Source organism: Microbacterium sp. KRD172, from assembly GCF_017168295.1.
In the GTDB taxonomy this organism is placed as follows: Bacteria; Actinomycetota; Actinomycetes; order Actinomycetales; family Microbacteriaceae; genus Microbacterium; species Microbacterium profundi.
Window position 1 is genome coordinate 2366949 of record NZ_JABFAS010000002.1, and the last position, 24848, is coordinate 2391796.

At 67.1% G+C, this 24848-nt stretch carries 21 protein-coding genes and 1 riboswitch; of the genes, 14 read left to right on the plus strand and 7 right to left on the minus strand.

The window, feature by feature from the left end; translation table 11 throughout:
• Window positions 1-59: 59 nt before the first annotated feature.
• On the minus strand, window positions 60-3623 hold the full coding sequence (mfd, locus tag J1M43_RS11825; RefSeq protein WP_206476791.1) for a transcription-repair coupling factor: 3564 nt from the start codon (window positions 3621-3623) through the stop codon (window positions 60-62).
• A 191-nt stretch (window positions 3624-3814) separates the two neighbouring features.
• On the opposite strand from mfd, the gene J1M43_RS11830 reads away from it, so the two are divergent.
• Both J1M43_RS11830 and J1M43_RS11835 read left to right on the plus strand, forming a co-directional pair.
• The gene (locus J1M43_RS11830) at window positions 3815-4384 is read left to right on the plus strand and encodes a GNAT family N-acetyltransferase (protein WP_206476792.1); all 570 of its coding nucleotides are present in this window, start codon (window positions 3815-3817) and stop codon (window positions 4382-4384) included.
• A 223-nt stretch (window positions 4385-4607) separates the two neighbouring features.
• Window positions 4608-5471, plus strand: a complete 864-nt coding sequence (locus J1M43_RS11835) for an Fpg/Nei family DNA glycosylase (RefSeq protein ID WP_206476793.1) — start codon at window positions 4608-4610, stop codon at window positions 5469-5471.
• A gap of 6 nt (window positions 5472-5477) precedes the next feature.
• Here the strand turns inward: J1M43_RS11835 and J1M43_RS11840 are convergent, their stop codons facing one another.
• The 3 genes from J1M43_RS11840 to J1M43_RS11850 are packed head-to-tail and all read right to left on the minus strand — an operon-like array spanning window position 5478 to window position 8512.
• Complete coding sequence (locus tag J1M43_RS11840) at window positions 5478-6575, minus strand: LacI family DNA-binding transcriptional regulator (RefSeq protein ID WP_206476794.1); 1098 nt, start codon at window positions 6573-6575, stop codon at window positions 5478-5480.
• Between the two features lie 28 nt (window positions 6576-6603).
• Window positions 6604-7509, minus strand: a complete 906-nt coding sequence (locus J1M43_RS11845) for a PfkB family carbohydrate kinase (protein WP_307823421.1) — start codon at window positions 7507-7509, stop codon at window positions 6604-6606.
• A gap of 1 nt (window position 7510) precedes the next feature.
• Window positions 7511-8512 (minus strand): SIS domain-containing protein, encoded by a 1002-nt coding sequence (locus tag J1M43_RS11850; protein ID WP_206476795.1) that lies wholly within the window; start codon window positions 8510-8512, stop codon window positions 7511-7513.
• Between the two features lie 268 nt (window positions 8513-8780).
• On the opposite strand from J1M43_RS11850, the gene J1M43_RS11855 reads away from it, so the two are divergent.
• The 9 genes from J1M43_RS11855 (at window position 8781) to J1M43_RS11895 (ending at window position 16825) form a co-directional block, all read left to right on the plus strand.
• On the plus strand, window positions 8781-10100 hold the full coding sequence (locus tag J1M43_RS11855; protein ID WP_206476796.1) for an ABC transporter substrate-binding protein: 1320 nt from the start codon (window positions 8781-8783) through the stop codon (window positions 10098-10100).
• Complete coding sequence (locus J1M43_RS11860; protein ID WP_307823422.1) at window positions 10069-11079, plus strand: sugar ABC transporter permease; 1011 nt, start codon at window positions 10069-10071, stop codon at window positions 11077-11079. The genes J1M43_RS11855 and J1M43_RS11860 overlap by 32 nt, the downstream gene beginning before the upstream one ends.
• A complete protein-coding gene (locus J1M43_RS11865; protein ID WP_241245225.1) occupies window positions 11079-11912 on the plus strand; it encodes a carbohydrate ABC transporter permease in 834 nt (277 codons plus the stop codon). Before J1M43_RS11860 ends, J1M43_RS11865 begins: the two co-directional genes overlap by 1 nt.
• A complete protein-coding gene (locus J1M43_RS11870; protein WP_206476798.1) occupies window positions 11909-12763 on the plus strand; it encodes a sugar phosphate isomerase/epimerase in 855 nt (284 codons plus the stop codon). Before J1M43_RS11865 ends, J1M43_RS11870 begins: the two co-directional genes overlap by 4 nt.
• A 33-nt stretch (window positions 12764-12796) precedes the next feature.
• Window positions 12797-12943, plus strand: a riboswitch (FMN riboswitch).
• Window positions 12944-12992: 49 nt separating this feature from the next.
• Complete coding sequence (ribD, locus tag J1M43_RS11875; RefSeq protein ID WP_206476799.1) at window positions 12993-14030, plus strand: bifunctional diaminohydroxyphosphoribosylaminopyrimidine deaminase/5-amino-6-(5-phosphoribosylamino)uracil reductase RibD; 1038 nt, start codon at window positions 12993-12995, stop codon at window positions 14028-14030.
• The gene (locus J1M43_RS11880; RefSeq protein WP_206476800.1) at window positions 14030-14659 is read left to right on the plus strand and encodes a riboflavin synthase; all 630 of its coding nucleotides are present in this window, start codon (window positions 14030-14032) and stop codon (window positions 14657-14659) included. The genes ribD and J1M43_RS11880 overlap by 1 nt, the downstream gene beginning before the upstream one ends.
• On the plus strand, window positions 14656-15930 hold the full coding sequence (ribA, locus tag J1M43_RS11885) for a GTP cyclohydrolase II (RefSeq protein ID WP_206476801.1): 1275 nt from the start codon (window positions 14656-14658) through the stop codon (window positions 15928-15930). The genes J1M43_RS11880 and ribA overlap by 4 nt, the downstream gene beginning before the upstream one ends.
• Complete coding sequence (gene ribH, locus J1M43_RS11890) at window positions 15927-16421, plus strand: 6,7-dimethyl-8-ribityllumazine synthase (RefSeq protein WP_206476802.1); 495 nt, start codon at window positions 15927-15929, stop codon at window positions 16419-16421. The genes ribA and ribH overlap by 4 nt, the downstream gene beginning before the upstream one ends.
• Window positions 16422-16468: 47 nt before the next feature.
• Window positions 16469-16825, plus strand: coding sequence for a Fe-S protein (locus J1M43_RS11895; RefSeq protein ID WP_206476803.1), 357 nt, complete (start codon window positions 16469-16471; stop codon window positions 16823-16825).
• Window position 16826: 1 nt separating this feature from the next.
• Here the strand turns inward: J1M43_RS11895 and J1M43_RS11900 are convergent, their stop codons facing one another.
• On the minus strand, window positions 16827-17861 hold the full coding sequence (locus J1M43_RS11900; protein WP_206476804.1) for an LD-carboxypeptidase: 1035 nt from the start codon (window positions 17859-17861) through the stop codon (window positions 16827-16829).
• Window positions 17862-17877: 16 nt separating this feature from the next.
• On the opposite strand from J1M43_RS11900, the gene J1M43_RS11905 reads away from it, so the two are divergent.
• Together J1M43_RS11905 and J1M43_RS11910 are read left to right on the plus strand one after the other, a co-directional pair.
• Entirely contained in the window at window positions 17878-18012 is a 135-nt protein-coding gene (locus J1M43_RS11905) for a hypothetical protein (protein WP_374058523.1), read from the plus strand.
• Between the two features lie 28 nt (window positions 18013-18040).
• Window positions 18041-20026, plus strand: a complete 1986-nt coding sequence (locus J1M43_RS11910) for an ABC transporter ATP-binding protein (RefSeq protein WP_206476805.1) — start codon at window positions 18041-18043, stop codon at window positions 20024-20026.
• Window positions 20027-20303: 277 nt separating this feature from the next.
• Here J1M43_RS11910 and J1M43_RS11915 read toward each other — a convergent pair whose 3' ends face one another.
• The gene (locus J1M43_RS11915; protein WP_206476806.1) at window positions 20304-22169 is read right to left on the minus strand and encodes a phosphoenolpyruvate carboxykinase (GTP); all 1866 of its coding nucleotides are present in this window, start codon (window positions 22167-22169) and stop codon (window positions 20304-20306) included.
• A 108-nt stretch (window positions 22170-22277) separates the two neighbouring features.
• Between J1M43_RS11915 and J1M43_RS11920 the strand changes: the two genes are divergently transcribed.
• Complete coding sequence (locus J1M43_RS11920) at window positions 22278-23720, plus strand: helix-turn-helix domain-containing protein (protein WP_206476807.1); 1443 nt, start codon at window positions 22278-22280, stop codon at window positions 23718-23720.
• Between the two features lie 36 nt (window positions 23721-23756).
• On the opposite strand, the gene J1M43_RS11925 is transcribed toward J1M43_RS11920, so the two are convergent.
• Window positions 23757-24830: a winged helix DNA-binding domain-containing protein gene (locus J1M43_RS11925; protein ID WP_206476808.1), complete on the minus strand. Its 1074-nt coding sequence runs from the start codon at window positions 24828-24830 to the stop codon at window positions 23757-23759.
• Between the last annotated feature and the right edge of the window lie 18 nt (window positions 24831-24848).

Here is a 24848-nt window from a genome sequence, read left to right on the forward strand (position 1 = left end):
GCCGCGGAACATCCGGCGCACCCGCACCACTCAGGCAGGTCGTCGTGCTTCTCGGGCGATCAGGATGCCGCAGGCGATGAGGCCGCGGCGACCGGTTCGGGGAACAGCGCGGTGAAGAGCTGCGCGACCCACTCGAGCAGGCCGGCATCCGTCGGCGGTTCGCCGCCGGGGCGCGGGAGCGGCACGACCAGTGCTTCTCCCCCGCCGACGAGCTTCGCCGCGGGGTACAGGCGCTGCAGCCGCACCTTCATCGAATCCTCGAGGCGCGCGGGTGCCACCCGCAGGTTCGACCCCATCGCGACGACGTCCGCGAGCCCGGCACGCGCCGCGCGGCGACGCAGACGCGCGATGGCGACGAGGCCCTCCACCTCTTCCGGCGGGGTGCCGTATCGGTCGGTGAGTTCCTCGATCACGAGGTCGATCGCATCGTCCTTCGCCGTCGCGGCGGCAGCGGCAGACAGCTTCTGATACGCCTCGAGGCGCAGGCGCTCGCTGTCGATGTAGGTCTCGGGGATGCGCGCGTCCACCGGCAGCTCCATCCGTAGTTCATTGCCGGTCTCGACGTCTTCGCCGCGGAAGGTCGCCACGGCCTCGCCGACCATGCGCAGATACAGATCGAAGCCGACGCCGGCGATGTGCCCCGCCTGCTCGCCGCCGAGCATGTTGCCTGCGCCGCGCAGCTCGAGGTCCTTCAGCGCCACCTGCATACCCGAGCCGAGGTCGTTGTTGATCGCGATGGTCTGGAGGCGGTCGGCCGCGGTCTCACTGAGCGGCTTCGAGTCGTCATAGAGGAAATACGCATAGGCGCGCTCGCGCCCGCGTCCCACGCGTCCGCGCAGCTGGTGCAGCTGGCTGAGCCCGTACTTGTCGGCCTTGTCGATGATGATGGTGTTGGCGTTGGAGATGTCGAGACCGGTCTCGATGATCGTGGTCGAGACGAGCACGTCGTATTTGCGCTCCCAGAAATCGTCGACGACCTGCTCGAGCTGGTGCTCGCCCATCCGGCCGTGCGCGACGGCGATGCGCGCCTCGGGCACGAGTTCGGCGAGCTCGGATGCGACGCGCTGGATCGACTGCACGCGGTTGTGCACGAAGAACACCTGGCCCTCGCGCAGGATCTCGCGTCGAATGGCTGCCGCGATCTGCTTGTCGCTGCGGGCGCCGACGAACGTGAGGATCGGATGCCGGTCCTCGGGCGGCGTCGCCAGCGTCGACATCTCACGGATGCCGGTGACCGCCATCTCGAGCGTTCGGGGGATGGGCGTGGCGCTCATGGCGAGGATGTCGACGTTGGTCTTCAGCTTCTTGAGCTTGTCCTTGTGCTCGACGCCGAAGCGCTGCTCCTCATCGATGATGAGGAGCCCCAGGTCTTTGAACATCACCTGATCGGTGAGGATGCGGTGGGTGCCGATGACCATGTCGACCGAGCCGTCCAGCAGTCCCTCGAGCGTGAGGCGCGCGTCCTTGTCGGTCTGGAATCGCGACAGCGCCTTCACCTTCACGGGGAACCCGGCGAAGCGCTCGGTGAAGGTCTCCATGTGCTGTTTCACCAGCAGCGTGGTCGGCACGAGCATCGCGACCTGCTTGCCGTCCTGGATCGCCTTGAACGCGGCACGTACGGCGACCTCGGTCTTACCGAAGCCGACATCGCCCGACAACAGGCGATCCATCGGGATCTCCCGCTCCATGTCGGCCTTGATCTCATCGATGGTCTGCAGCTGGTCCTGCGTCTCTGCGAACGGAAACGCCTCTTCCAACTCACGCTGCCATGGGGAGTCCGGTGCGAACGCGTAGCCCTTGGCAGCCATGCGCGCCGAGTACAGCTTCACGAGTTCGACAGCGATGTCACGCACCGCGCGGCGCGCCTTGCCCTTGGCTGCCGACCAGTCGCTGCCGCCCATCTTCGACAGCGTGGGCGCCTCGCCGCCGACGTACTTCGACAGCAGGTCGAGCTGATCGGTCGGCACGTAGAGCTTGTCGCCCGGGTATCCGCGCTTGGAGGGCGCGTACTCGAGCACGAGATAGTCGCGCGTGGTCTTGGTGGCATTGCGACCACCGGTGGAGACCTCGCGCTGCGTGATCTCGATGAACTTGGCGATGCCGTGTGTCGCGTGCACCACATGGTCGCCGTTTTTCAACTGCAGCGGGTCGACGACGTTGCGACGGCGCGAGGCGAGCTTCTTGACGACGCGCTGGTCGCCGCCGATCGTGCGACCGTAGAACTCGTTGTCGGTGAGAACGGCGAGCTTCGCCTCTGGCACCTGGAACCCCGACTCGAGGGCCCCGAGCACGAGCGTCGCGACCCCGGCATCCGGCTCGTCCGTCAGCGTCTCGACGATGCGAGCCGCGAGCCCACGGTCCGAGAGCACATCGTTCGCGCGGTCGACGAGACCGGTTCCAGATGCCACGACCACGACGCGCCATCCATCGGCGAGACGCGCAGCGACGAACTCGATCGCGCCGTCGACGTTGCCATGGAAGGACGGGATGATCGATGCGTCGATGTTCGCAGCATCCGCGTCGTCGCTTGCGAACGGGCTCAGCCGCCACCACACGCCGTCGCGCTCGCGCACGATCTCACGCAGCCGCGCGACGCTGAGGAAGTCGCCTGCGCCGAGGTCGATCGGGGCGGATGCTCCGGACGTCGCCGCGCTCCACGCGGCATCCAGGAACTCGCGGTTCGTCTCTCCGAGGCTCTGCGCGCGTGCGCTCGCCCGCTCGGGATCCACCAGCGCGACGGCTGTCCCCGGCGCGAAGTACTCCGCGAGTGACTTGAGCGGTCCGCCCACGGCGGGCAGCAATGATTCCATCCCCTCGACGGGGATGCCCTCGGACATCTTCTCGAGCATCCCAGCGATGGCGGGGAACCCGGCGATGAGCGAGCGCGCCCGCTCGCGCACGTCGGCGGTCAGCAGCAGCTCGCGGGTCGCGGAGAGCTCGACCAGGTCGACGTCGCCGGGGAGCGAGCGCTGATCGGCGACCGAGAATGCGCGGATCTGGTCGATCTCGTCGCCGAAGAACTCGACGCGGTACGGATGCTCGGATGTCGGCGGGAAGACGTCGAGGATTCCGCCGCGCACGGCGAACTCGCCTCGACGGGAGACCATGTCGACACGGCTGTACGCCCGTTCGATGATCTGCTCGATGGCATCGTCCAGTTCCAGACCGCGGGCGCCGAGTGCGAGGGCGAGCGGAGCGGTGTCGCCGAGATTGCTGGCGATCGGCTGCAGCGCAGCGCGCACCGAGGCGACGATGATGAGCGGACGATCACCCGACCAGGTGGTGATGCGGCGCAGGGTCTCCAGGCGTCGCCCGACCGTGTCGGGACTCGGGCTGAGTCGCTCGTGCGGCAGTGTCTCCCAGGCGGGGAAACTGAGGATCTCCGCATCCGGAACGAACGAGCCGAGCGCTCCGGCGAGCGACTCGGCACGTCGGCCGGTCGGCGCGATGACAAGGAGGGATGCCGGGCGCCCCGCGCTCGCGCGCTTGTCGAGCAGGCCAGCGATCGTCGGGGCATCGAGCCCGTCGACCAGCCCGAGGTCGGCGTCGGTCTGCGCCCAGGTGAGGGCGTCGTGGTACACACTGGCCTCTTCCAAGGCGCGCAGAATCCCGGGAACAGTCACCAGGCAAGCTTAGACGTGGCGACCGACATCGCCGCCCGGCCCCGCAGGTGTCGCTTCGTGCCGCATCCCGCGCGCCGAGGCGGCACGAACAACCACCTCCCGGTCACGCCCGACCCGCAGGTGTCGCTTCGCGCCGCATCCGCGGCGCCGAGGCGACACGAACAACCACCTCCCGTCAGTAGCCTGTCGGGATGGAACCCGTCACGCTGCACACCGACCGTCTCGTCCTCCGAGCACCGACCGCGGACGACGTCGATGCGATCACGGCGGCGTGCCAGGATCCGGAGATCCCGCGATGGACGACGGTGCCGAGCCCGTACACGCGCGAGCACGGCGAGGGCTTCGTCGCTCTCATCGCGCAGTGGTGGGCGGATGACAGTCAGGCGATCTGGGGCGCCTTCCATGACGAGGTGCTCACGGGCGTCGTCGGCCTGCATCACATCACCCCGCATGATGGCGGAGCGTCGTCCGAACTCGGGTACTGGGCGACAGCTCAATCCCGCGGCAAGGGCTTCATGGTCGAGGCATCCCGTGCCGTCATCGAGTGGGGATTCACCGAGCTCGCGCTCGCGCGCATCAGTTGGCGCGCCGTCGCGGGCAACGTCCCGTCGGCGCGCACGGCTCGCGCCCTCGGATTCCGATACGAAGGGCTCATGCGCCAGGCGCTCACCAGCCCGCGCGGCCGCGACGACGGCTGGATGGCCGGCCTGGTCGCATCCGACGACCGGATGCCGGTGGACTGGCCGATCGCGCTCAGCTGAGGCCAGCACCGGCATCCGGAGGGCACCGGCACGCGCGGGAGGTGTCTGTTCGTGTCGCCTCCCGCGCGCCCACGCGGCACCTACCGCCACCTCCCGAATCGGGCCCTGCGAGGAGGTGGTCGTTCGTGCCGCCTCGGGCGCGGCGAAGCGACACGAACGACCACCTCCCGGACCCCCGGCACACGCCCTGCCGAACGTCGCGCCCAGGTGGCAGGATGGGCGCATGCCGGAGATGCCGGAGGTTCAGGGGCTCGTCGACTTCCTCGGCGAGCGCGCGGTCGGCCACGCGATCACGCGCACGAGCGTCGGCGAGATCGCGGCGCTGAAGACATACGACCCACCGAACACCGCACTGCACGGCGCCACGATCACCGCAGCGGACAGGCGAGGCAAATTCGTCGTGGTCTCGTGCGGTGAGGACCTGCACCTCGTGTTCCACCTCGCGAAGGCGGGCTGGCTGCGCTGGTACGAGCTGTTGGCGACGACGCTGATCAAGCCGGGCAAGTCACCGATTGCGTTGCGCGTCGCGCTCGACGACGACGGCGGATTCGATCTCACCGAGGCCGGCACGAAGAAGTCACTCGCGGTGTACGTCGTTCGCGATCCTAACGATGTCCCCGGCATCGCGCGCCTCGGGCCCGAGCCACTGAGCGAGGAGTTCACCCGCGACGCATTCGCCGCGCTCCTGGATGGGCGCCGGATGCAGATCAAGGGCCTGCTGCGCGATCAATCGGTGATCGCGGGGATCGGCAACGCCTACAGCGATGAGATCCTGCATGCGGCGAAGATGTCGCCCTACGCCATCAGTGGCAACCTCGATGACACCGACATCGATCGCCTTTTCACAGCGATGCAGTCGACGCTGAGGGATGCCGTCGCCGCAGCATCCGGCAAGCCACCGGCCGACCTGAAGGACGCCAAGCGCGCAGGGTTCCAGGTGCACGCGCGGCGCGGCGAAACCTGCCCGGTCTGCGGCGACACCGTCCGCAGCGTCTTCTTCGCCGACCGGTCGCTGGAGTACTGCCCGACGTGTCAGACCGATGGCAAGGTTCTCGCCGACCGACGCCTCTCGCGCCTGCTGAAGTGAGTGGGCCTACCGATCATTTTGCGTGGACGGAGGCATCACCGATGAGCGCTCGACCAAGCGTGTGTTCAGGGTATGCAGCTCGGGCGCACGGGGTTCGCCCTCGATCGCCGTGAAAAGCACCTCTGCTGCCCGCGTGCCCAGTGCCAGAGTCGGCTGCTCGATCATCGTCAACGGCGGCTCCATGACCGCTGCCCACGAGTTGTCGTCGAACCCGATCAGCGAGACATCCGACGGCACTCGGACGCCCGCTGCGCGCAATGCCAGCAGGGTGCCCGTGACCGCGTCGTTCTCAGTGCAGAACAGAGCGGTCGGTGGATCGTCCGACGCGAGCATCCGGGCGACCTCGACCGCGGCGTTCTCCTCCGTCTTGCGCCCCACCATGATCAGGTCGGTGTCGAGCACCATCCCCGCGTCATCGAGCGCGTCGAGGTATCCCTGAAGACGCTCGCCGTCGGTCCACAGATTGCGCGTCGCAACATCGATCAGCTCACGGCGTCGACGCGGGCGTTCGTCGACCGGGGGGCCCCACACGAACCCGATACGACGATGCCCCACTGCGATGAGCTTCGCGACGGCGTCACGCGCCGCGGACCGGTTGTCGATCACCACGGCGTCGAGATCGAGCCCGGCCACAGCGCGATCCACGAGCACCACAGGGATGCCGTGCTCGCCTGCCTGACGGATGTGACCTGCGGAGGCTGCATCGAGGGCGGCCGAGGCGACGATGATCCCGTCCACACGTTTATCGATCAGGACGTCCGTTGCGGCGATCTCCTCAGCGAGATCTTCGTGGGTGCTGAGAACGAGCGTCTCAAAACCGTGCGCTCTCGACGCATCCGATATCCCGCGCACGACGCCCCCGAAGAAGGGGTTCGCGATGTCGGCGATGATCACGCCGATGGTCTGGCTCACCCCTGTCGACATGCTGCGCGCCAAGGCATTCGTCCGATATCCCAACTGCGCTGCCGCCGCTGCGACCCGGCCACGCAACTCAGGGCTGACGTAACCGTATCCGCCGAGTGTCCGTGCCGCGGTGGATCTCCCGACACCGGCAGCGGCGGCGACTTCCGAGATGGTCGGCGGGACCGAGCGTTCTGAGACCATCGCCCTCGTCCCCTTCCTCATCGCAGACTCACAACATGCTAACCGGGGTGTCCTCATCGATCGGGCGCCCGTGGCCGAATGCGCCTTCGATGAAGCACTGGTCGCGCGCAGCGATGGCGCCCGCACGTAGTGCGGAGTGCAGGTCGGACGCTGTGGCCTGCGTCCCGCGCCGCCAACCAGAGCCGTACAGGTCCACGATGAAGCCTGCGACGAACGCGTCACCGCAGCCCATGGTGTCGATGATCTCCCGGTCGTCGACAGGCTCGGCCGGGACGGTGATCCGTGCGACGCCGTCGACCGCGACAGCGCCGTCCGTGCCACGCGTTCCAAGCGCGATTCCGGCACCGCGTGCGACGGCGTCTTCGAGAATCGCGAATGATTCGGCTTCCGCCATTCCCGAGCACGAGAGCAGGACCAGATCGGCATAAGGCGCCACGCGGTCGAGGTAGCTCGGCTCTCGGAACTCCGGTTCGCTCGAGAGGTCGAAGGTGACGAGGACGTCGCGAGATCGCAGTTTCGGCAGTTCTTCCTCGGTTCGCGAGTACACACTCGAATGAACGAGATCGAAAGCAGACACGTACGCGGCGCGGTCATCAGAGAGGTCGATCGGCTGCTGGACCGTGACACCGCCCCCGTTCCAGCCCAAGAACACCCGATCGCCGTCGATGACACGAAGGCATGTCACACCCGATTCACCGGCGCGCACCACACTCCGAGGAGTGGGCACGCCGGCATCCTCGATCGACGCTCGCACGAAGCGGCCCAGTTCGTCGTCGCCGAAGACCCCGAGATACTCCGCGTGCGCGCCAAGGCGCCGCGTGTAGACGGCGACGTTGACCGCGTTCCCGCCGGGATAATCGATCGCCCGGTCGAGAAACCGATCGACGATGTTGTCGCCGAAGCCCAGCACGCGCATCGGCGAGCGCGCCTTCACCTCAGTAGTCCATGACGCGGTAGTACCGGCGCAGGTCGAGGGAGTGATCCCGCACACGCTCGAGATGCTTGCTCACCCGTCCCATGACGGTGTCGAGCACGATCGGCGCGATCAGCGCGCGATTGTCCTGGCTGAATCCCTCGAGCGCATAGTCGCGGGTGTCGAAGACGTTGACATCATTCGAGATGCGCTCGGCGAAGGCCTGCGCACGGTCGGTCAGCGGTCGCGTCCGGTCCTCCCCCTGGAAGATGATCACCGAGGTGTCGTCCTCGAGCAACTCGAGAGAGCCATGGAAGAACTCAGCGCTGTGCACGCGCGTCGTGCGCAGCCACTGCATCTCTTCGAGGATGCACATCGAGTACAGATACGCGAACGACCAGAGCGGGCCGCCCCCGATGAGGAAGTAGTAGTCGGTATCCGCGTGAGCCTCGGCGAAGGCCGCTGCGAGCGGCTCCGCCTGCTCGGCTGCGGCGACGAGGGCATCCGGAAGATGCACGAGTTCATCGGCAAGCGAGGCATATCCGTCGAACTCCCCGCGCTTGTCCAGCAGCCGACCGATCAGCAGAAGCAGTTGCATGTCGAACGGCCAGGTCTTCGGCTCAGAGACGAGCGCGTGATGTGCAGCAGTCGCGATGGGTGAATCCGCGGCTCCGGTGAACGAGATCGTCGTCGCACCGGCAGCGGTGACGTACTCCATGGCGCGGATGACGTCTTCAGTCGTCCCGGTGACAGAGGTGAACACCGCAGCGGTGTGTTCTCCGAGGAGCGCATCGCCGGTCACGACGAGCTCTGCCGCTATGGCAGAGCGAACGGGGAGTGTGGACCGCTCTCGCGCCATCAGCTCGTACGGCCACATCTGGCTGTAGGTACCGCCTGCTCCCACGAGCAGCACATTGTCGATCCCCTTCGCGAGGAGCATCTCGACCAGATCCTCGATCTGCGGACGCAGCGCGACCGCGCTGGCGATCTGGTTGCGAAAAGCGTTCTCGTCGAACTTGAGCATCATCGATCCTTTCGTGTGGGCGTCGAATCTCGCCCGTGGCAATGTGGTACCGGTATCAGGTGTGACCAAATGCTGACACATGGAATGCGCACCAGTCAACTATTGCTCTAGGGCCAGATCTGACTCGGATCGACTATTCGAAAAATTGACACTGGTACCGGTACCAGGTTTTCGCTACACTCACTCGACAAGCACGCACCGACATTTCCATGGCGGATCAGTACCCGCGACCCACGCGGAACACGTCCGCACTGCAGAGAGGCAGACCATGCGCTTGACTCGCCCCCTCCCGATCGCCGCGGCCGTCGCGGCATCCGCCCTCCTTCTCGCCGGCTGTGCCGGCAGTACCCCCGCTCCGACTGCGGATATCAACGCCGAGCCGGTGTATGAGGGCAAGCTGTCGATCCTGACGAAATTCGGAGGCGATCCACTCCAGACCTATTTCGAAGATCTCGCTGCCGCCTACAACGCCGAGCATCCCGATGTCGAGATCGAACTCATCCAAGAGACCGATCAGTCGGTGAAGGACAAGACCAAGACCCTCACGGCCTCGCAGGCGCTACCCGACATCTACTTCACCTGGACGGGTGATTGGGCCCAGAACTTCATCGACGGAGGTCTCGCCGCCGACCTGACGGACCAGATCGCGCCCGGCACCGAGTGGGGTGATCGCTTCGGCGAAGCGTCGTTGTCCGCCTTCGAGAGCGACGGCAAGTATTACGGGATTCCGCTCTACAACAACGGCAAGTTCATGGGATACAACAAGACCGCCTTCACAGCGGCAGGCGTGGATGTACCGACGACATTCGACGAACTCATCAACACGTGCGCACCGCTGCGTGACGCGGGGTACGAGCCCATCGCCTTCGGCAACAAGGACGGCTGGCCTGCACTGCACTACCTGCAGCAGCTGTTCGCCTACAACGTTCCCAGTGATGTGCTCCGGGATGATTTCGATCCCGAGAAGGCGGAATGGAATGATCCGGGCTACGTCGAGTCCCTCGAACAGCTTCATACCCTCGTGAATGAGTGCACCGACTCCGGAAACGGCACGAACGGTGTTCTGTACACGACCGCGCAAGAGGCGCTCGCCGGCGGGCGAGCGGCCATGTACTACCAAGAGGTCCTTGAATTCGACACGGTCACCGCGGACGGCTCCACGCTCACCACCGATGACTTCGGTCTCTTCCCTCTGCCCGCACCCGAGGGCGCCGCGGGCGACCTCGGGGCGATCGAGGGTGCCCCCGAGGGCTACCTGGTGAACGCACGTTCCCCGCAAGCTGCGCTCGCGGTGGACTTCATGAAGTTCGTCACCCAACCCGAGAACGCCGGTGCACTCTCTGCGGCCCCGTACGGGCAGCCGAGCGCCGTCGTGGGCGCCGTCACGGAAGAGACCTCGAGTCGGGCAGTCTTCGAAGGCATCACTCTGGTCAACGAGGCGTCCCAGTTGATCGGCTGGCTCGACACCGTGACCGTTCCCGAAGTCGCCGATGCCTGGCTTGCCGGCGGCGAAGCCATCATCAGCGGCAGCACCAGCGCGGAGGAAGTGCTCGACAGTGTCCGAGCGGCCAACGACTCGGCCCGTTGAGGTGCCGTCGGGGGCCGGCCTGCGTCAGCCCCCGACGCTCACTGAAGCCATCGTCACGTCCGGCAGAGGCGGGCGCGCGGGCGGGCGCGCGGCACGTGGCACGGCCAGACGTCTGGTGTCGCTGGCGTGGGTGCTGCCGGCGCTCGTCGTGCTCGGCGTCTTCGTCTACCTGCCACTCGTGCAGAACCTCGTGTTCTCGACGCAGGAGTGGGACATCTACTCCGGGGCATCGGAGTTCGTCGGGCTGAAGAACTACGAGAAGCTCGCCCACGACCCGGTGTTCTGGACGTCGCTGGGAAACAACATCCTTTACGCGGTGCTCTCGATCGTCTTCCAAGTGGGAGGTGCGCTCGTTCTGGCCGCGATGATCGAGAGCCTGAGGAGCACGCGCTGGCGGCAGGCTCTTCGAGCGATCTACTTCGTTCCCTCCGCGGTCTCGCTCACGGTCGCGGGCCTGCTCTTCTACTTCATCTACGAACCCAATCTCGGGCTCCTCAATCACGCTCTCGATGCGGTGGGCCTGGATGCGCTCACACAGCCCTGGCTAGGCCAAGAATCGACCGCGATGGTCTCGATCATCGCGATGAGCCAATGGCAGGGCTTCGGCTACTGCACTCTGTTGTTCGCCGTCGCCATTCAGCGCGTGCCGACGGAGCTGTACGAAGCGGCAGCTCTCGATGGCATCGGCGCCGTACGACGGTTCTTCCACGTCACAGTTCCTCTCGTACGCGAAATGACCGGACTCATGGTCATCGTCACCGTATCCGGCGCGTTCCAGGTCTTCAACGAAGTGATGGTGATGACGACCGGCGGGCCCAACAACTCGACGCAGGTGCTGGCGACGTGGCTGTACCGAAGCGGATTCGTTCGCAACGACTTCGGATACGCCGCGGCGATCGCCACCGTCATCTTCTTCGTGACACTCGTGATCGCGCTCGGACAACTCTGGTACACCCGACGCAAGAAAGTGGATTTCTGATGTCCCGCACCGGATTCGTCGCCGCAATCGGTCGTGTCTTCCTCTGGTCGTTCCTGCTCGCCCTCGCCGTCGTCGTGATCTATCCGCTGCTGTGGATGGTCCTCAACGGTTTCAAGACGAACACCGAGCTGTTCGGCAATCCCTTCGCGCTCCCGCTGCAGCTCGACTGGGAGAACTACGCCGACGCATGGAATCGCGGAGTCAGCGACTACCTCATGGCCAGCGTGCTCGTGACGGTCACCTCCACGATCGCGACCGTGTTCATCAGTGCGTGGGCGGCGTACGGTCTCACCCGCGTCAGAATGCCCTTCGGTCGATCAGCGTCTTTCGTCATCCTGGGTGGTCTCATGCTGGCACCCGCGGTCGCACTCGTCCCGCTTGTGCGTATGTTCCAGGCGATGGGGCTGTACAACACGTTCTGGGCGCTGCTGATCCTCTACACCGCGTTCCGCATCCCGTTCACCACATTCCTCATTCGCGCCTACATGATCGACCTGCCGCGTGAGGTGGATGAAGCCGCAGAGATGGATGGCGCGAGCCGGTGGATGACGTTCTGGCGCATCACGCTGCCGATGAGCAAGCCGATCATCATATCCACGGTGATCCTGCACGTTCTGTTCGCGTGGAACGAATACCTGTTCGCGATGGTGTTCACCAGCGGTACGACCGTTCAGACCCTGCCGGTCGGCCTCACCAGCCTGATGAGCAAACACGGCACGGACTACCCGGTCGTGTTCGCGGGAATGGTCGTGGCCGCCCTCCCGATCATCGTCATGTTCTTCGCGAGCCAGCGGTACTTCATCAAGGGCCTATCCGAGGGAATCGGGAAGTGACGTCCGTGCTCGTCGATCGCGTGTGCGGATCCAATTTCGCCTATCAGCACCATTCGCTGGAACAGTGCTTCGACGACCTCGCCGCGCTCGATCGAACGCAGGTCGAGCTGTGGGGTGTCGCGCCGCACGCGCACGTGGACCTGCTCAGTGACGGCGATGCGCGCAGCATTCGTTCGCTGGCGGCCGATCGTGGTCTGGAGATCGTGTGCTTCACACCGGAGCAGGTGATGTATCCCGTGAATATCGCTGCGGCCGATGACACCTGGCGGGCGGCGAGCATCTCGACCTTCCACCGCGCCGCACAGCTCGCCATCGAACTGGGCGCCCAAAGGCTGCTCCTGACCTCCGGCAGAGGCCAGGAAGACGAGCCCCGGCGCTCGGCGTGGATTCGCGCCACCGACAGCCTGGGCGAGATCACCGCGTATGCGGCCGCGCTCGGCCTCGACTGCGTTCTCGAACCGCTGCAGCGCGTGGAATCGAATCTGGTCGTCACGGCGGATGACGCCGCGTTGATGCTCTCGCAGGTGGCCTCTCCTGCGCTCGGCGTCGTGCTCGACACCGTGGCTGCGAATGCCGCAGGGGATTCGATCGATGACTATTTCGCCGCGCTCGGTGACCGAGTGCGGCACGTTCATCTGATCGATGGGTCACCCACCGGCCACCTCGCTTGGGGCGACGGGTGCCTGCCGCTCGGTGACATCGTGACAGCGCTTGATCGTCAGGGTTACCTGGGTGCCGCCACGATCGAGCTCTTCGGCGATGGCCGCTACGCGCTTGATCCGCGCCCCGTTCTGGCGCGCTCGTTGGATGCCGTCGCCGGCGTGTGTGCAGTCTCCAACGACGCGGAATGAAACACGCGCTCCCGCGTTGACTACACTGAGCATCAACGTGCTCCGGGGTCGGTGTGAATCCGAACCGGCGGTGACAGTCCGCGAGCACGTCGGTTATCCGACGTGCTGATCCGGTGAAATTCCGGGACCGACGGTGATGTGAGAGCAATCTCACTAGTCCGGAAGGGAGGCAGCACGATGCGCGGCGACGCGCAGTCTGTCATCCCCGGAGTCAAACGAAGGACGACGGATGGCAGTGACCGAGGCAGAGCGCCGTGCGATGACGCACGCACTCGAACTCGCCGCGCGCGGACCGCGTGGCGCCAACCCGCAGGTCGGCGCCGTCATCCTCTCCCCCGCCGGCGACGTCATCGCCGAGGGCTGGCACCACGGCGCCGGCACCCCGCACGCCGAGGTCGACGCGCTCTCCCAACTGCCGCACGGTGCCGCACGCGGTGCCACCGCCGTCGTCACTCTCGAGCCCTGCAACCACACTGGTCGCACCGGTCCGTGCGCCGCCGCCCTCATCGAAGCGGGCGTCGCACGCGTCGTGTACGGGCAAGACGACCCCGGAGTCGCATCCGGTGGAGGAGCCGCACGTCTGCGCGACGCGGGTGTCGCGGTCGAAGCCGGCGAACAGGCGGATGCCGCGCGCGCCCTGATCTCCGATTGGTTGACCGCGCAGCAGCTCGGCCGCCCTCAGGTCACGATCAAATGGGCGCAGAGCCTCGACGGCCGGGCCGCCGCCGACGACGGCACCAGCCAGTGGATCACCGGCCCCGAGGCCCGGGCCGACGTGCACCGCCGCCGCGCAGCGGCGGATGCGATCGTCGTCGGCGCCGGCACCGTGCTCGCCGATGACCCCGCCCTGACCGCACGCGACGGCGACGCACTGTTCGAGCATCAGCCGGTACCCGTCGTGATCGGCGCACGTGAGACGCCGGCGGATGCCGCAGTGCGCCGCCACCCGCACGAACCCCTGCTCTACGACACGCACGATCTTCAAGCCGTGATCGCGGATCTTCATGCCCGCGGCATCCAGAGCGTCTTCGTCGAAGGCGGACCGACGCTCGCCAGCGCGTTCATCGCCGCCGGTCTCGCCGATCGCATCCTCGCGTACGTTGCGCCGGTGCTGCTCGGCGGCGAGCGCCTCGCCCTCACCGATATCGGTGTACCGACCATCAACGCCGCTCGACGCCTGGCCATCGACGAGTGGGTGCCGCTCGGCGCGGACCTGCTCGCGATCGCGCGCGTCACCCAGGACGACCCCCAGGAAGGAACACCCTGATGTTCACCGGAATCATCGAGGAGATCGGCGAGATCACCGCCATCACAGCGTCCGGGGACGGCTGGCGTCTGACGGTTCGAGCGCCGAAAGCCGTGCAGGATGCTGTGCACGGCGAATCCATCGCCGTCTCCGGCGTCTGCCTGACAGTGGTGGGCTCGACGACGGACACCTTCGACACCGATGTGATGAAGCAGACACTCGATGTGTCGGCCCTCGCCTCGGCATCCGTCGGCACCCGCGTCAACATCGAAAAGGCGATGCCGACAGGCGGTCGCCTGGGCGGTCACATCGTCCAGGGGCATGTCGACGGCACCGGGACCATCGTCGAGGTGCGACCGGGCGATCAGTGGAGCGTGCTGCGTGTCGAGGTCCCCGCTGACCTCGCACCCCTCGTCGTCGACAAGGGGTCGATCTCGATCGACGGAACGTCCCTCACCGTCAGCGCCGTGAGCGAGGCGACCGCGGAGGCAGCCTGGCTCGAGGTCTCGCTGATCCCCGAGACGCTCGTCTCCACCACCCTCGGAAGCCGGGGCGTCGGCGACCGCGTCAATCTTGAAACCGACATCCTCGCCCGTCATGTCGAGCGCCTCCTGGCGTTCCGGGCTGTCTCGGAAGGAGGCTCACGATGAGCCTTGCCACCATAGAAGAAGCTCTCGAGTCGCTGCGTGCAGGTCGCCCTGTCATCGTCGCCGACGACGAGGACCGCGAGAACGAGGGCGATGTCATCCTCTCGGCAGAGCTCGCGACGCCGGAATGGGTCGCGTGGACGGTGCGATGGTCATCGGGGTTCATCTGCGCCCCGATGCCGTCCGACCTCGCCGACCATCTCAACCTGCCTCCCATGGTCGAGGCGAACGAGGACGCTCGCTCCACGGCGTACACCGTGAGCGTGGATGCCGCCGAGGGCGTCACGACCGGTATCAGCGCATCCGATCGCGCGCACACTCTGAACGTGCTCGCGAACCCGGAATCCACCGCGACGAGCATCATCCGCCCCGGGCACGTTCTTCCGCTGCGCGCCGTCGACGGCGGCGTGCGCGAGCGCAGCGGCCACACCGAGGCTGCGGTCGACCTCATGAAACTCGCGGGGCTCCAGCCGATCGGTGCGATCGCCGAAGTCGTCGCCGAGGACGGCAGCATGATGCGCCTGCCCGGCCTCAAGGAGCTCGGCGCGCGCGACGCGGTGCCGGTCATCACGATCGAGCAGCTCATCGCCCATCTCGATGAGGTCGACCCGTTGGATGGCCCGATCACCTCCTCGCGAACAGGCCGCCGCCGAGTGAGCCTGCGGGCGGATGCCACGGTTCCGACCGAGCACGGCGCATTCCGCTTCCTCGCCTACAAGGACCGCGTCACCGGTACCGACCACATCGCCGTCGTCTCCGGCGAGCTCGACGAGACCGCGCTCGTGCGCGTGCACTCGGAGTGCCTGACCGGCGAGGCGTTCGGGTCCTTGAAGTGCGAATGCGGGCCGCAGCTGCGGGCGGCTCTCGACGCCATCGAACAGGACGGCGGTGTCGTGATCTACATGCGCGGCCACGAGGGACGCGGCATCGGTCTGATCAACAAACTGCGCGCGTACAGCCTCCAGGAGGACGGGCTCGACACCGTCGATGCCAATCTCGCCCTGGGGCTGCCCGCCGATGCCCGCGAGTACGCGGCCGCGGCCGGTATCCTCAGTGACCTCGGCGTGTCGAAGGTGCGACTGATGACCAACAACACCGACAAGGTCAGCAAGCTGCGCGAACTCGGCCTCGACGTCGTCGAGCAGGTGCCGCTGATCGTCGGCGTCGGCCCCAACAACCATCAATACCTCGAGACCAAGCGCGACCGCATGGGCCACATCATCGGCGAAGCAGAGCTCGCCGCGGCCCTCGCGCAGGGAAAGGACAACGCATGAGCGGCGCAGGAGCACCGTCGACAAGCTCAGGAGCCGAAGGAGGCGAGAAGATCGACGGCGCAGGACTCCGAGTCCTCATCATCGCCGGCACGTGGCACGACGTCATCACGAACGGACTGATCGCCGGCGCGGAGCGGGTGCTGACAGCATCCGGTGCCTCGTTCGAGACCGTGCGCGTGCCCGGCTCGTTCGAGCTCGCCGTCGCGGCGCAGGCGGCCTTCGCCGGCGGCGCGGACGCTGTTGTGGCACTGGGAGTCATCATCCGCGGCGATACGCCGCACTTCGAGTACGTGTCGGCAGCGACCACTGACGGGCTCACGCGTGTGGCTCTGGACACCGGCAAGCCGGTCGGTTTCGGCGTGCTCACCCTCGACGACGAACAGCAGGGCCTGGATCGCGCCGGGCTCGAGGGCTCGAAGGAGGACAAGGGCGCCGAGGCTGCGGATGCCGCGCTGCGGACGGCACTGGTCATCAAGGCACTGCGCGGTTGAGGCTCGCCTTGGTGGCGGAAATCGCCACGCCGTCCTAGCCTGAGCGCATGGAGACCCTGCGCCACATCGTGTTGTTCGTTCACCTCATCGGCTTCGCCACACTCTTCGGAAGCTGGGCTGTGCAGGCGTTCGGAGGAAAGCGTGAGTTCACGCGCCTGATGAACGCCGGAATGGCGATCGCCGCCGTCGGCGGTCTGATCCTCGCGGCGCCGTGGGGCCTGCCCGATGGCGCCGAGATGAACTACGCGAAGATCGGCACCAAGCTCGTGGTTCTGCTCATCATCGGCGCTCTCCTCGGCATCGGCCTGTCCAAGCAGCGCAAGTCCGGCAGCATCCCGCCCGCCATGTTCTGGCTTGTCGGCGTTCTCACGCTCGTCAACGCCGGTATCGCCGTTCTCTGGTGAGTCACCGGTAGTCCGCGAACACCATCTGCTGCGCTCCGTCGAGCACGATCCGTCCGCCGTAGGGCACGATCCACTGCGGCCTGGTGTGTCCGAACGGCACACCGATGCAGACCACGGCGTCTGGGTTGTAGCGGGCAACCTGCTCGATGACTGCATCCCGCTGGTCGGCGCGCAGAGAATCGGCTACCTCCGCCGTCGGGTGGAATTCGAAGTCGCTGACGGGCGGACGGGCGACGACGACACCCGCGGCAGCCGCGAGGACGCCGCGCTCCCCCAGGCCCCGCAACCAACGCGCCACCCAGCCGGCTGGCGGGCGCTCTTCGCTCGTCTCCAGGAGCAGGATCGCGCCTTCGAGGTCTTCCGCGGCGGGTAGGCGATCGGCCATCGCCAGTCCATCGATCACCTCGAGGCATCCGCCCCACGTGCGGCCTTCGACGCGCTTCGCGGGCCCGGCCCAGACCCAGGGCTCCGTCGGAACCCGGTCGCCGTACTCCGTGAGCGCACGAGGGTCCTCCCAACGCCTGCCGTTGTCTTCGGACTCCCCCGGTTCGGTCAGTTCGATCTCACCGCCGTCGAGTAGCGCAGCGCGCAGTGAACGCAGGTGGATGTCGTCCACGGCAGGGCCGGGGCCGAGGTGCACGGCTGTCGAACCGCCATAGAAGCTCGCGACGCGGAGACCCCACAGCCAGTTCGAGATGTTCGTGTTGTCGCTGTAACCGACGAAGGGCTTCGGGTCGGCCTGCGCGAGCGCACCGTCGAGGTGCGGCACCACGAGGATCTGATCGTCGCCGCCGATCGTTGCGAGGATCGCACGGATGCCAGGATCAGCGAACGCCGCATTGACATCAGCCGCGCGCGCCTCGGGTGATGCGTCGAGTCGGCTGGTGGTCGGGTACTCGACCGGAATCAGGCCTGTGAGCGAGGTCAGCCGGCGCAGTGCCTGCGCGTGCAGCTCCGGGGCGACAGCCGGAGCGGCGAAGGCCGGCGAGAGGATGGCGACGCGGTCGCCCGCGACGAGTTTGGGGGCATGCAGCATCCGCCCAGTCTGCCGGATGCTGTCGGCCATCGCGCGTGCGGAAGAAGCACAGGTGCGCCGCGCAAGACTGGGCGGATACTCCTGGCAGGCCATCGCCAGCGCCGTCGGCGTGACGAAACAGGCCGTGCACAGGAAGTACGGTCGTAGGTAACCCCCTTTTCTTCAGATCGAGGTCTCGTATGTCTCGCACGGCGCTCACTCGCCGACGTGGACGCGGTGCGCAGCAGGACGGCCCGCGCGCCACATTCCGCCAGCTCCTCCCCTTCCTGTTCGAGCACAAGAGGACGCTGATCGTCGTCGCCGTGCTGAGCGTCATCGGCGCCGCGACATCGCTGGTGCAGCCCTTGCTGGTCGGGCAGGTGATCGCCCTCGTCCAAGAGAACAAGACCCTCGGCATCCTCGTGTGGGCGCTCGTCGCCTTCGTGATCATCTCGTCGGTGATCTCGGGATACCAGCACTACCTGCTCCAGCGCACCGGCACGGCCGTCGTGCTCTCCAGCAGGCGCCAGCTGATCGCCCGCATCCTGCACCTGCCGATCCGCGAGTTCGACGCACGCCGCACCGGCGACCTCGTCTCGCGCGTCGGCACCGACACGACTCTGCTGTACGCCGTGCTCACGCAGGGGCTTGCGGATGCCGTGGGCAGTGCGCTCCTGTTCCTCGGAGCCCTGATCGCGATGCTCATCATCGATCCGGTCCTGCTGCTCATCATCGTGGTCGTCGTCGGGCTCTCGCTCACTGTCGTCGTGCTGCTCGGCGGTCGCATCCGCACGGCGTCTTCGGCTCAACAGGTGAAGGTCGGTGAACTGGCGTCGGCCGTCGAGCGCGCCGTCGGCTCGATCCGCACCGTGCGCGCGTCCGGCGCGACGGATCGCGAAACGAAAGAGGTCTCCGCGCTCGCCGACGACGCCTACGGCATCGGAGTGCGCATCGCGAAGGTCTCAGCGCTTGTCGTGCCGATCTCGGGCGTGGCTCTGCAACTCTCCCTTCTCGCCGTGCTCGGTGTCGGTGGGTTCCGCGTCGCAGCGGGTGCCATCACCGTCGCCTCGCTGGTCACGTTCGTGCTGTTCCTCTTCATGCTGCTCATGCCGCTCGCGACGACGTTCGGGGCGATCACCTCGGTGAACCAGGCGCTCGGCGCCCTCGGACGCATCCAGGAAGTCCTCGACCTTCCCACGGAGGACCAGGAGGATGCCACGATCGCGGCGTCGGTGTCGGCCCCTTCGACAGGCTCAGGGATCGGACGAGGGAGCTCTGGGATCGGACGAGGGAGCTCAGGGATCAGGCTTGCGGACTCGGAGGGCGGGCTTGCGGACTCGGAGGGCGGGCTTGCGCCTGCTCTCTCCTTCCGCGACGTGCGTTTCCGGTACCCCGACACCGTGATCGCGGCGCGTGAGGCGGCCGCGAACGAGGCCCGCACGCTCCTCGTCGACGCGCATCTCGAGCGCGCGGCAGAGAGTGCGGTCGACCTCGATCAGCCTGACCGCGACGTTCTCCGCGGCGTCACGTTCGACGTCCCGCGCGGGGCGCGGGTGGCGCTGGTCGGGCCGAGCGGTGCCGGGAAGAGCACCATTCTCTCGCTCATCGAGCGCTTCTACGATCCGACCGGCGGATCCATCCGCCTGGACGGCCACGACATCCGCACCTATCCTCGCGCGGAGCTGCGTGCGCACTTCGGGTACGTCGAGCAGGATGCTCCGACCCTCGCCGGCACGCTCGCCGACAACCTGCGGCTCGCCTCCCCCGATGCCACAGATGCCGACTGCGAGCGCGTCCTTCGCGCGGTCAACCTCGGTGATGTGCTCGAACGCGGCCCGCTCGGCCTCCAGACGCCGGTCGGTGAGGACGGTGTGATGCTGTCGGGCGGTGAGCGTCAGCGACTCGCGATCGCGCGCGCACTGCTCACCGAGGCACCGATACTGCTGCTGGACGAATCGACCTCATCGCTCGATGGTGTGAACGAGCAGCGCATGCGCGCGGCGATCGACGCCGTCTCCGCCGACCGCACACTCGTCGTGATCGCCCATCGACTCTCGACTGTTGTCGACAGTGACGTGATCATCGTGCTGGAGCACGGCGAGGTCGTCGGCCGAGGCACGCACACCGAGCTGATCGAGTCGACGACGCTGTATCGGGATCTCGCCCGCCATCAACTGCTGGCGTAGCACCCCGCCCTCAGGACGGGCCCTCGGGGCGGGCCCTGAGGGCCCTGCAGGCGCCATCCGGGTACGCACACATACCGGACGGCAAACATTCCGGACGCGCACAGATTACGGACGCTGCCCCGATCTGCTGACTGATTCCCCCGAAACGTCAGCAGAACGGGACAGGCCCGGCTGATCGGGCGCAAGCCCGGTCATGTCGCGGCGGCAGGAGGTCGGGACCACTCAGCCATGGGTCAGCCCCTCCCATCCCGCCGCCGCGGGTCTTCACGCGCGGCGCTTACTGCGCCTGCGCAAGGCGGTACCGCAGCGACGCGAGCTCGGTGCGCAGCGCCGCCGGCAGCGTGTCGCCGAAGGTGTCGTAGAAGGCCTCGGTCGAGTCGGCCTCCTGTGCCCACGCGGCGGGATCCACCGCGAAGAGCTCTTCGAGATCCTGCTCCGGGACATCGATCCCGTCGAGGTTCAGATCCTCCGCGATCGGCAGACGCCCGATCGGGCTGTCGACAGCGTCGACCTCGCCGCTGATGCGACGGATGATCCAGTCGATCACGCGGGCGTTGTCACCGAATCCGGGCCAGAGGAACCGGCCGTCCGAACCACGGCGGAACCAGTTGACCTGGAAGATGCGCGGTGCACGGTCGAAGCGCAGAGACCGGCCGACCTTCAGCCAGTGCGCGAAGTAGTCGCCCATGTTGTAGCCGCAGAACGGGAGCATCGCGAACGGGTCGCGCCGCAGCTCGCCGACGGTGCCCTCCGCTGCCGCGGTGCGCTCGGAGGAGATCGTGGAGCCGAGGAACACGCCGTGCGTCCAGTCGGTCGCCTCGACGACCAGCGGGACATTCGTCGCACGCCGTCCGCCGAACAGGATGATGTCGAGAGGCACCGCCTCTTCCCAGTCGTCCGAGATCTGCGGGCACTGCGATGCGGCGACCGTGAAGCGCGAGTTCGGGTGGGCGGCGGGCCGACCCGAGTCAGGCGTCCAATCGTTGCCCTCCCAGTCGGTCAGGTGCGACGGAGGCGTGTCGGTCAGGCCTTCCCACCACACGTCGCCGTCCGGTCGGAGCGCGACATTGGTGAAGATCGTGTTGCCCCACAGCGTCTCGACCGCGGTGACATTGGTCGATTCGCCTGTGCCGGGTGCGACGCCGAAGAATCCCGCCTCGGGATTGATGGCCCACATGCGACCGTCCTCACCGGGACGGATCCACGCGATGTCGTCGCCGAGCGTCTCGACCTTCCAGCCGGGGATGGTCGGGCGCAGCATGGCGAGGTTGGTCTTGCCGCACGCTGACGGGAACGCCGCCGCGACATGGTAGGCCTTGCCCTTCGGGTCGATCACGCGGATCAGCAGCATGTGCTCCGCGAGCCAGCCCTCGTCGCGGGCGATGACGGACGCGATGCGCAGCGCGAAGCACTTCTTGGCGAGGATGGCGTTGCCGCCGTAGCCCGAGCCGTAGGAGTACACCTCGAGGGTGTCGGGGAAGTGCACGATGTACTTCTCGTCGTTGCACGGCCATTCGACGTCCTGCGCGCCCGGTGCCAGCGGAGCGCCGACCGAGTGGACGGTCTTGACCCACGGCGCACCTTCGGCGATCTGCCGAGTGACGGCATCGCCCACGCGCGTCATGATGCCGATGGACGCCACGGCGTACGCGCTGTCGGTGATCTGCACGCCGATGTGCGACAGCGGGCCCCCGACGGCTCCCATCGAGAACGGCACGACGTACATCGTGCGTCCGCGCATCGAGCCCTCGAAGATCTCGTTCATCCTCTGCCGCATCTCGGCGGGATCGGCCCAGTTGTTCGTGGGGCCGGCATCCTTCTCGTGCTCCGACGCGATGAACGTGCGCGCCTCCGTACGTGCGACGTCACTGGGGTGCGAGCGCGCCAGGTACGACCCAGGACGCCACTCGGGGTTGAGCTTGATGAGCTTGCCCTCCGAGACGAGTCCGCGCAGCAGCGCGTCGTTCTCGGCCTGCGAACCGCCGACCCAGTGCACCGATGCCGGCTTCGTGAGGGCGCGGATCTCCTCCACCCAGGCGACGAGCTCAGCCATCGCGGGGGTGTCGTAGGCGGGGACGGCGCCAAGTTCGCGCGCCGCGGAGACGGCGGGAACGCGGGGTGTGAAGGTCTCGGCCATAACCATGTCTACTCCCTCGAAGAGTCGGTGTGTATGTCCATTCTGCGCAACATCACTTGCAGATTTCGCGGATTCGGGTCGTAAGAATCAGTGTTCTTTCGATATGCTCAAGGAATGAGCGGCTCCGGCATCCATCTCACGACTCTCGGCCATCGCATCCGACACCATCGCGTGGCGAAGGGCTTCACACTCGACGAGCTCGGCGCGCAGGTCGGCGTCGCCGGTTCGCAGCTGAGCCTGATCGAGAACGGCAAGCGCGAGCCCAAGCTCTCGCTCCTGCAGGCGATCGCCCAGGCCACCGCGACAGACGTCTCCGATCTCATCTCCGGCGAGCCTCCGAACCGTCGGGCGGCTCTGGAGATCGAGCTGGAGCACGCGCAGGCCAGTCCGGTGTTCCGCCAGCTGGGGGTCGCACCCGTGCGCGTCTCGAAGGGGATGCCTGACGAGACGATCGAGGCGATCCTCGGACTTCATCGCGAACTGCAGCGCCGCGAGCGCGAAGCCATCGCGACGCCCGAAGAGGCGCGACGTGCGAACACGGAGCTGAGACTGCGCATGCGGGCGCAGAACAATTACATCGGCGACATCGAGAAGCTCGCAGAAAAGCAGCTGAAGGCCGCCGGTCATGTCAGCGGCGCCCTGACCCACCGCACGGTGAGCATCATGGCGCAGAAGCTCGGCTTCGAGCTCCTCTACGTCAACGATCTGCCCCACTCCACACGCTCGGTGACCGATCTGGAGAACAGCCGCATCTACCTGCCACCGGCCTCGATCCCCGGCGGTCACGGGCTGCGCTCGATGGCGCTTCAGGCGATGGCGCATCGTCTGCTGGGGCACACGCCGCCGACCGATTACGCCGACTTCCTGCAGCAGCGCCTGGAGATCAATTACTTCGCGGCGAGCTGCCTGGTGCCAGAGACGGCGGGCGTCGCCTTCCTGCAGCAGGCCAAGAAGGATCGCAACCTCGCGGTCGAGGATTTCCGTGACGCATTCGGAGTCACGCACGAGGCAGCCGGAATGCGGATGACGAACCTCATGACCGAGCACCTCGGCATGAAACTGCACTTCCTCCGCGTCGACGAGACCGGCGCGATCACCCGGGTGTACGAGAACGATGACCTTCCGCTGCCGATGGACGTCACCGGCGCGGTCGAGGGTCAGCCGGTGTGCCGGAAGTTCCAGGCGCGCGCCGCGTTCACGCAGCAGAACCGCACGACGGAGCACCATCAGTACACCGACACCCCCTCCGGCACGTTCTGGTGCGCGACGCAGACCGGGGCCGCCAGCGACGGCGAGTTCTCGGTCACCGTGGGAGTCCCGTTCGATGACGCGCGCTGGTGGCGTGGTCGGGAGACGACAGATCGCGCAGTGTCGACCTGCCCCGATGAGGCATGCTGCCGCCGCCCCGCCCCCGAGCTCGCGGATCGATGGAGCGCCAAGGCATGGCCGAGCGCCCGCGTGCACACGCACATGTTCTCGCCGCTCCCCCGTGGCGCGTTCCCCGGAGTCGACGAGAACGAGGTCTACACGTTCCTCGCCAGGCACGCGGCGGAGTGAGCAGCCGGCACGCGCCCGGCGCGACGCCGGGCGGGGTCAGCCCGCGATGAAGGCCGCGTAGCGGTCGAGTGCAGCGGCGACGTCGGCATCGCCGGCGGCAGCGGCTGTCAGCAGCTCGGGCACGGGGTCATCGGTGTGCCGTCCGACAGCGGTGGAGTGCCGCCAGGTGCCGACGACGATGCCGTCTGCGACGAGGATCGGGCGCACCATCCCGTTCTTCCCCGGTCCGATCGCCGTCAGCAGCTCTGGTGGGCACGCGACAGTGCGATCGGTGTACGAGATGTAGTACTCCTCGAACGATCCGAGCGCGATCACGGTGGGGGCTGCCGTGCTTCGCCTTGGCATCGAGCTCGCGGCGAACATCCCCTCATCGATCTGGCGGATGCGCACGTCATCGGCGGAAGCGGCGGCCGCCGAGCGTGCGGCGCCGAGCGTGATACCGGCCCACCACGCGAAGTCCTCGGCGGTGGCGGGGCCATGACCGAGGATGTATCGCACGAACATCTCCGCAGCGGGATCGCTCGGAGCTGCGGATTCGGGGATGTGCTCCTCAGCGAGGACGAACTGCTGGTCGCGCGACACACCTCCTGCACGCGCGACGATCGGCTCCTGGCACACGATGCCGCGCAGGGCGAGATTCTGCACCGCGAACAGACCGCGCTGCCCGCCCGGCTCGATCCCGGCTCTCTGCAGGACCTCGAACAGTTCGACGCGGGTGAGACCGTTGCCGCCGTTCAGAGCACCTCGGACGACCCGCTCGACGGTCGCGAGTTCGTCGTCGCCCAGGCCGAGCTCCCGGTAGCGCGGCGCCGCCTTCTGCAGCTGCCGCTCCCCCGTCACCGTCAGCATCCAGGCGAGATCCTCAGCCGCGACGATGTGCAGGGTGCCGCGCTGCGTCCACGCCCGAACGAGCACGCCCCGGTTGAAGAGCCGATCGACACCGCTCAGCGTGGGCGCGCCTGACGCCCGCGCAGCAAGCGCCCACCGTCCGGCCCAGAAATCCTGCGCCTGCACCGCGAGCATGTGACGCGCGGCGTCGGTCACGGAACGGGCGGGGGCCGTGAGCCGGTGCGAGCGCATGCGCAGCGAGCGCAGCAGGTGCGGATCCATGACCCCATACTGCCGCGT

Excerpts from the sequence above, each read along its gene's own strand:
- J1M43_RS11910 (WP_206476805.1), top strand. The coding sequence starts at position 18,041 with ATGTCTCGCACGGCGCTCACTCGCCGACGTGGACGCGGTGCGCAGCAG.
- J1M43_RS11830 (WP_206476792.1), top strand. The coding sequence starts at position 3,815 with ATGGAACCCGTCACGCTGCACACCGACCGTCTCGTCCTCCGAGCACCG.
- ribH (WP_206476802.1), top strand. The coding sequence starts at position 15,927 with ATGAGCGGCGCAGGAGCACCGTCGACAAGCTCAGGAGCCGAAGGAGGC.
- J1M43_RS11855 (WP_206476796.1), top strand. The coding sequence starts at position 8,781 with ATGCGCTTGACTCGCCCCCTCCCGATCGCCGCGGCCGTCGCGGCATCC.
- J1M43_RS11840 (WP_206476794.1), bottom strand. The coding sequence starts at position 6,575 with ATGGTCTCAGAACGCTCGGTCCCGCCGACCATCTCGGAAGTCGCCGCC.
- J1M43_RS11835 (WP_206476793.1), top strand. The coding sequence starts at position 4,608 with ATGCCGGAGATGCCGGAGGTTCAGGGGCTCGTCGACTTCCTCGGCGAG.
- J1M43_RS11925 (WP_206476808.1), bottom strand. The coding sequence starts at position 24,830 with ATGGATCCGCACCTGCTGCGCTCGCTGCGCATGCGCTCGCACCGGCTC.
- J1M43_RS11905 (WP_374058523.1), top strand. The coding sequence starts at position 17,878 with ATGCTGTCGGCCATCGCGCGTGCGGAAGAAGCACAGGTGCGCCGCGCA.
- J1M43_RS11915 (WP_206476806.1), bottom strand. The coding sequence starts at position 22,169 with ATGGTTATGGCCGAGACCTTCACACCCCGCGTTCCCGCCGTCTCCGCG.
- ribA (WP_206476801.1), top strand. The coding sequence starts at position 14,656 with ATGAGCCTTGCCACCATAGAAGAAGCTCTCGAGTCGCTGCGTGCAGGT.
- J1M43_RS11900 (WP_206476804.1), bottom strand. The coding sequence starts at position 17,861 with ATGCTGCATGCCCCCAAACTCGTCGCGGGCGACCGCGTCGCCATCCTC.
- J1M43_RS11880 (WP_206476800.1), top strand. The coding sequence starts at position 14,030 with ATGTTCACCGGAATCATCGAGGAGATCGGCGAGATCACCGCCATCACA.
- J1M43_RS11865 (WP_241245225.1), top strand. The coding sequence starts at position 11,079 with ATGTCCCGCACCGGATTCGTCGCCGCAATCGGTCGTGTCTTCCTCTGG.
- ribD (WP_206476799.1), top strand. The coding sequence starts at position 12,993 with ATGGCAGTGACCGAGGCAGAGCGCCGTGCGATGACGCACGCACTCGAA.
- J1M43_RS11895 (WP_206476803.1), top strand. The coding sequence starts at position 16,469 with ATGGAGACCCTGCGCCACATCGTGTTGTTCGTTCACCTCATCGGCTTC.
- J1M43_RS11920 (WP_206476807.1), top strand. The coding sequence starts at position 22,278 with ATGAGCGGCTCCGGCATCCATCTCACGACTCTCGGCCATCGCATCCGA.
- J1M43_RS11850 (WP_206476795.1), bottom strand. The coding sequence starts at position 8,512 with ATGCTCAAGTTCGACGAGAACGCTTTTCGCAACCAGATCGCCAGCGCG.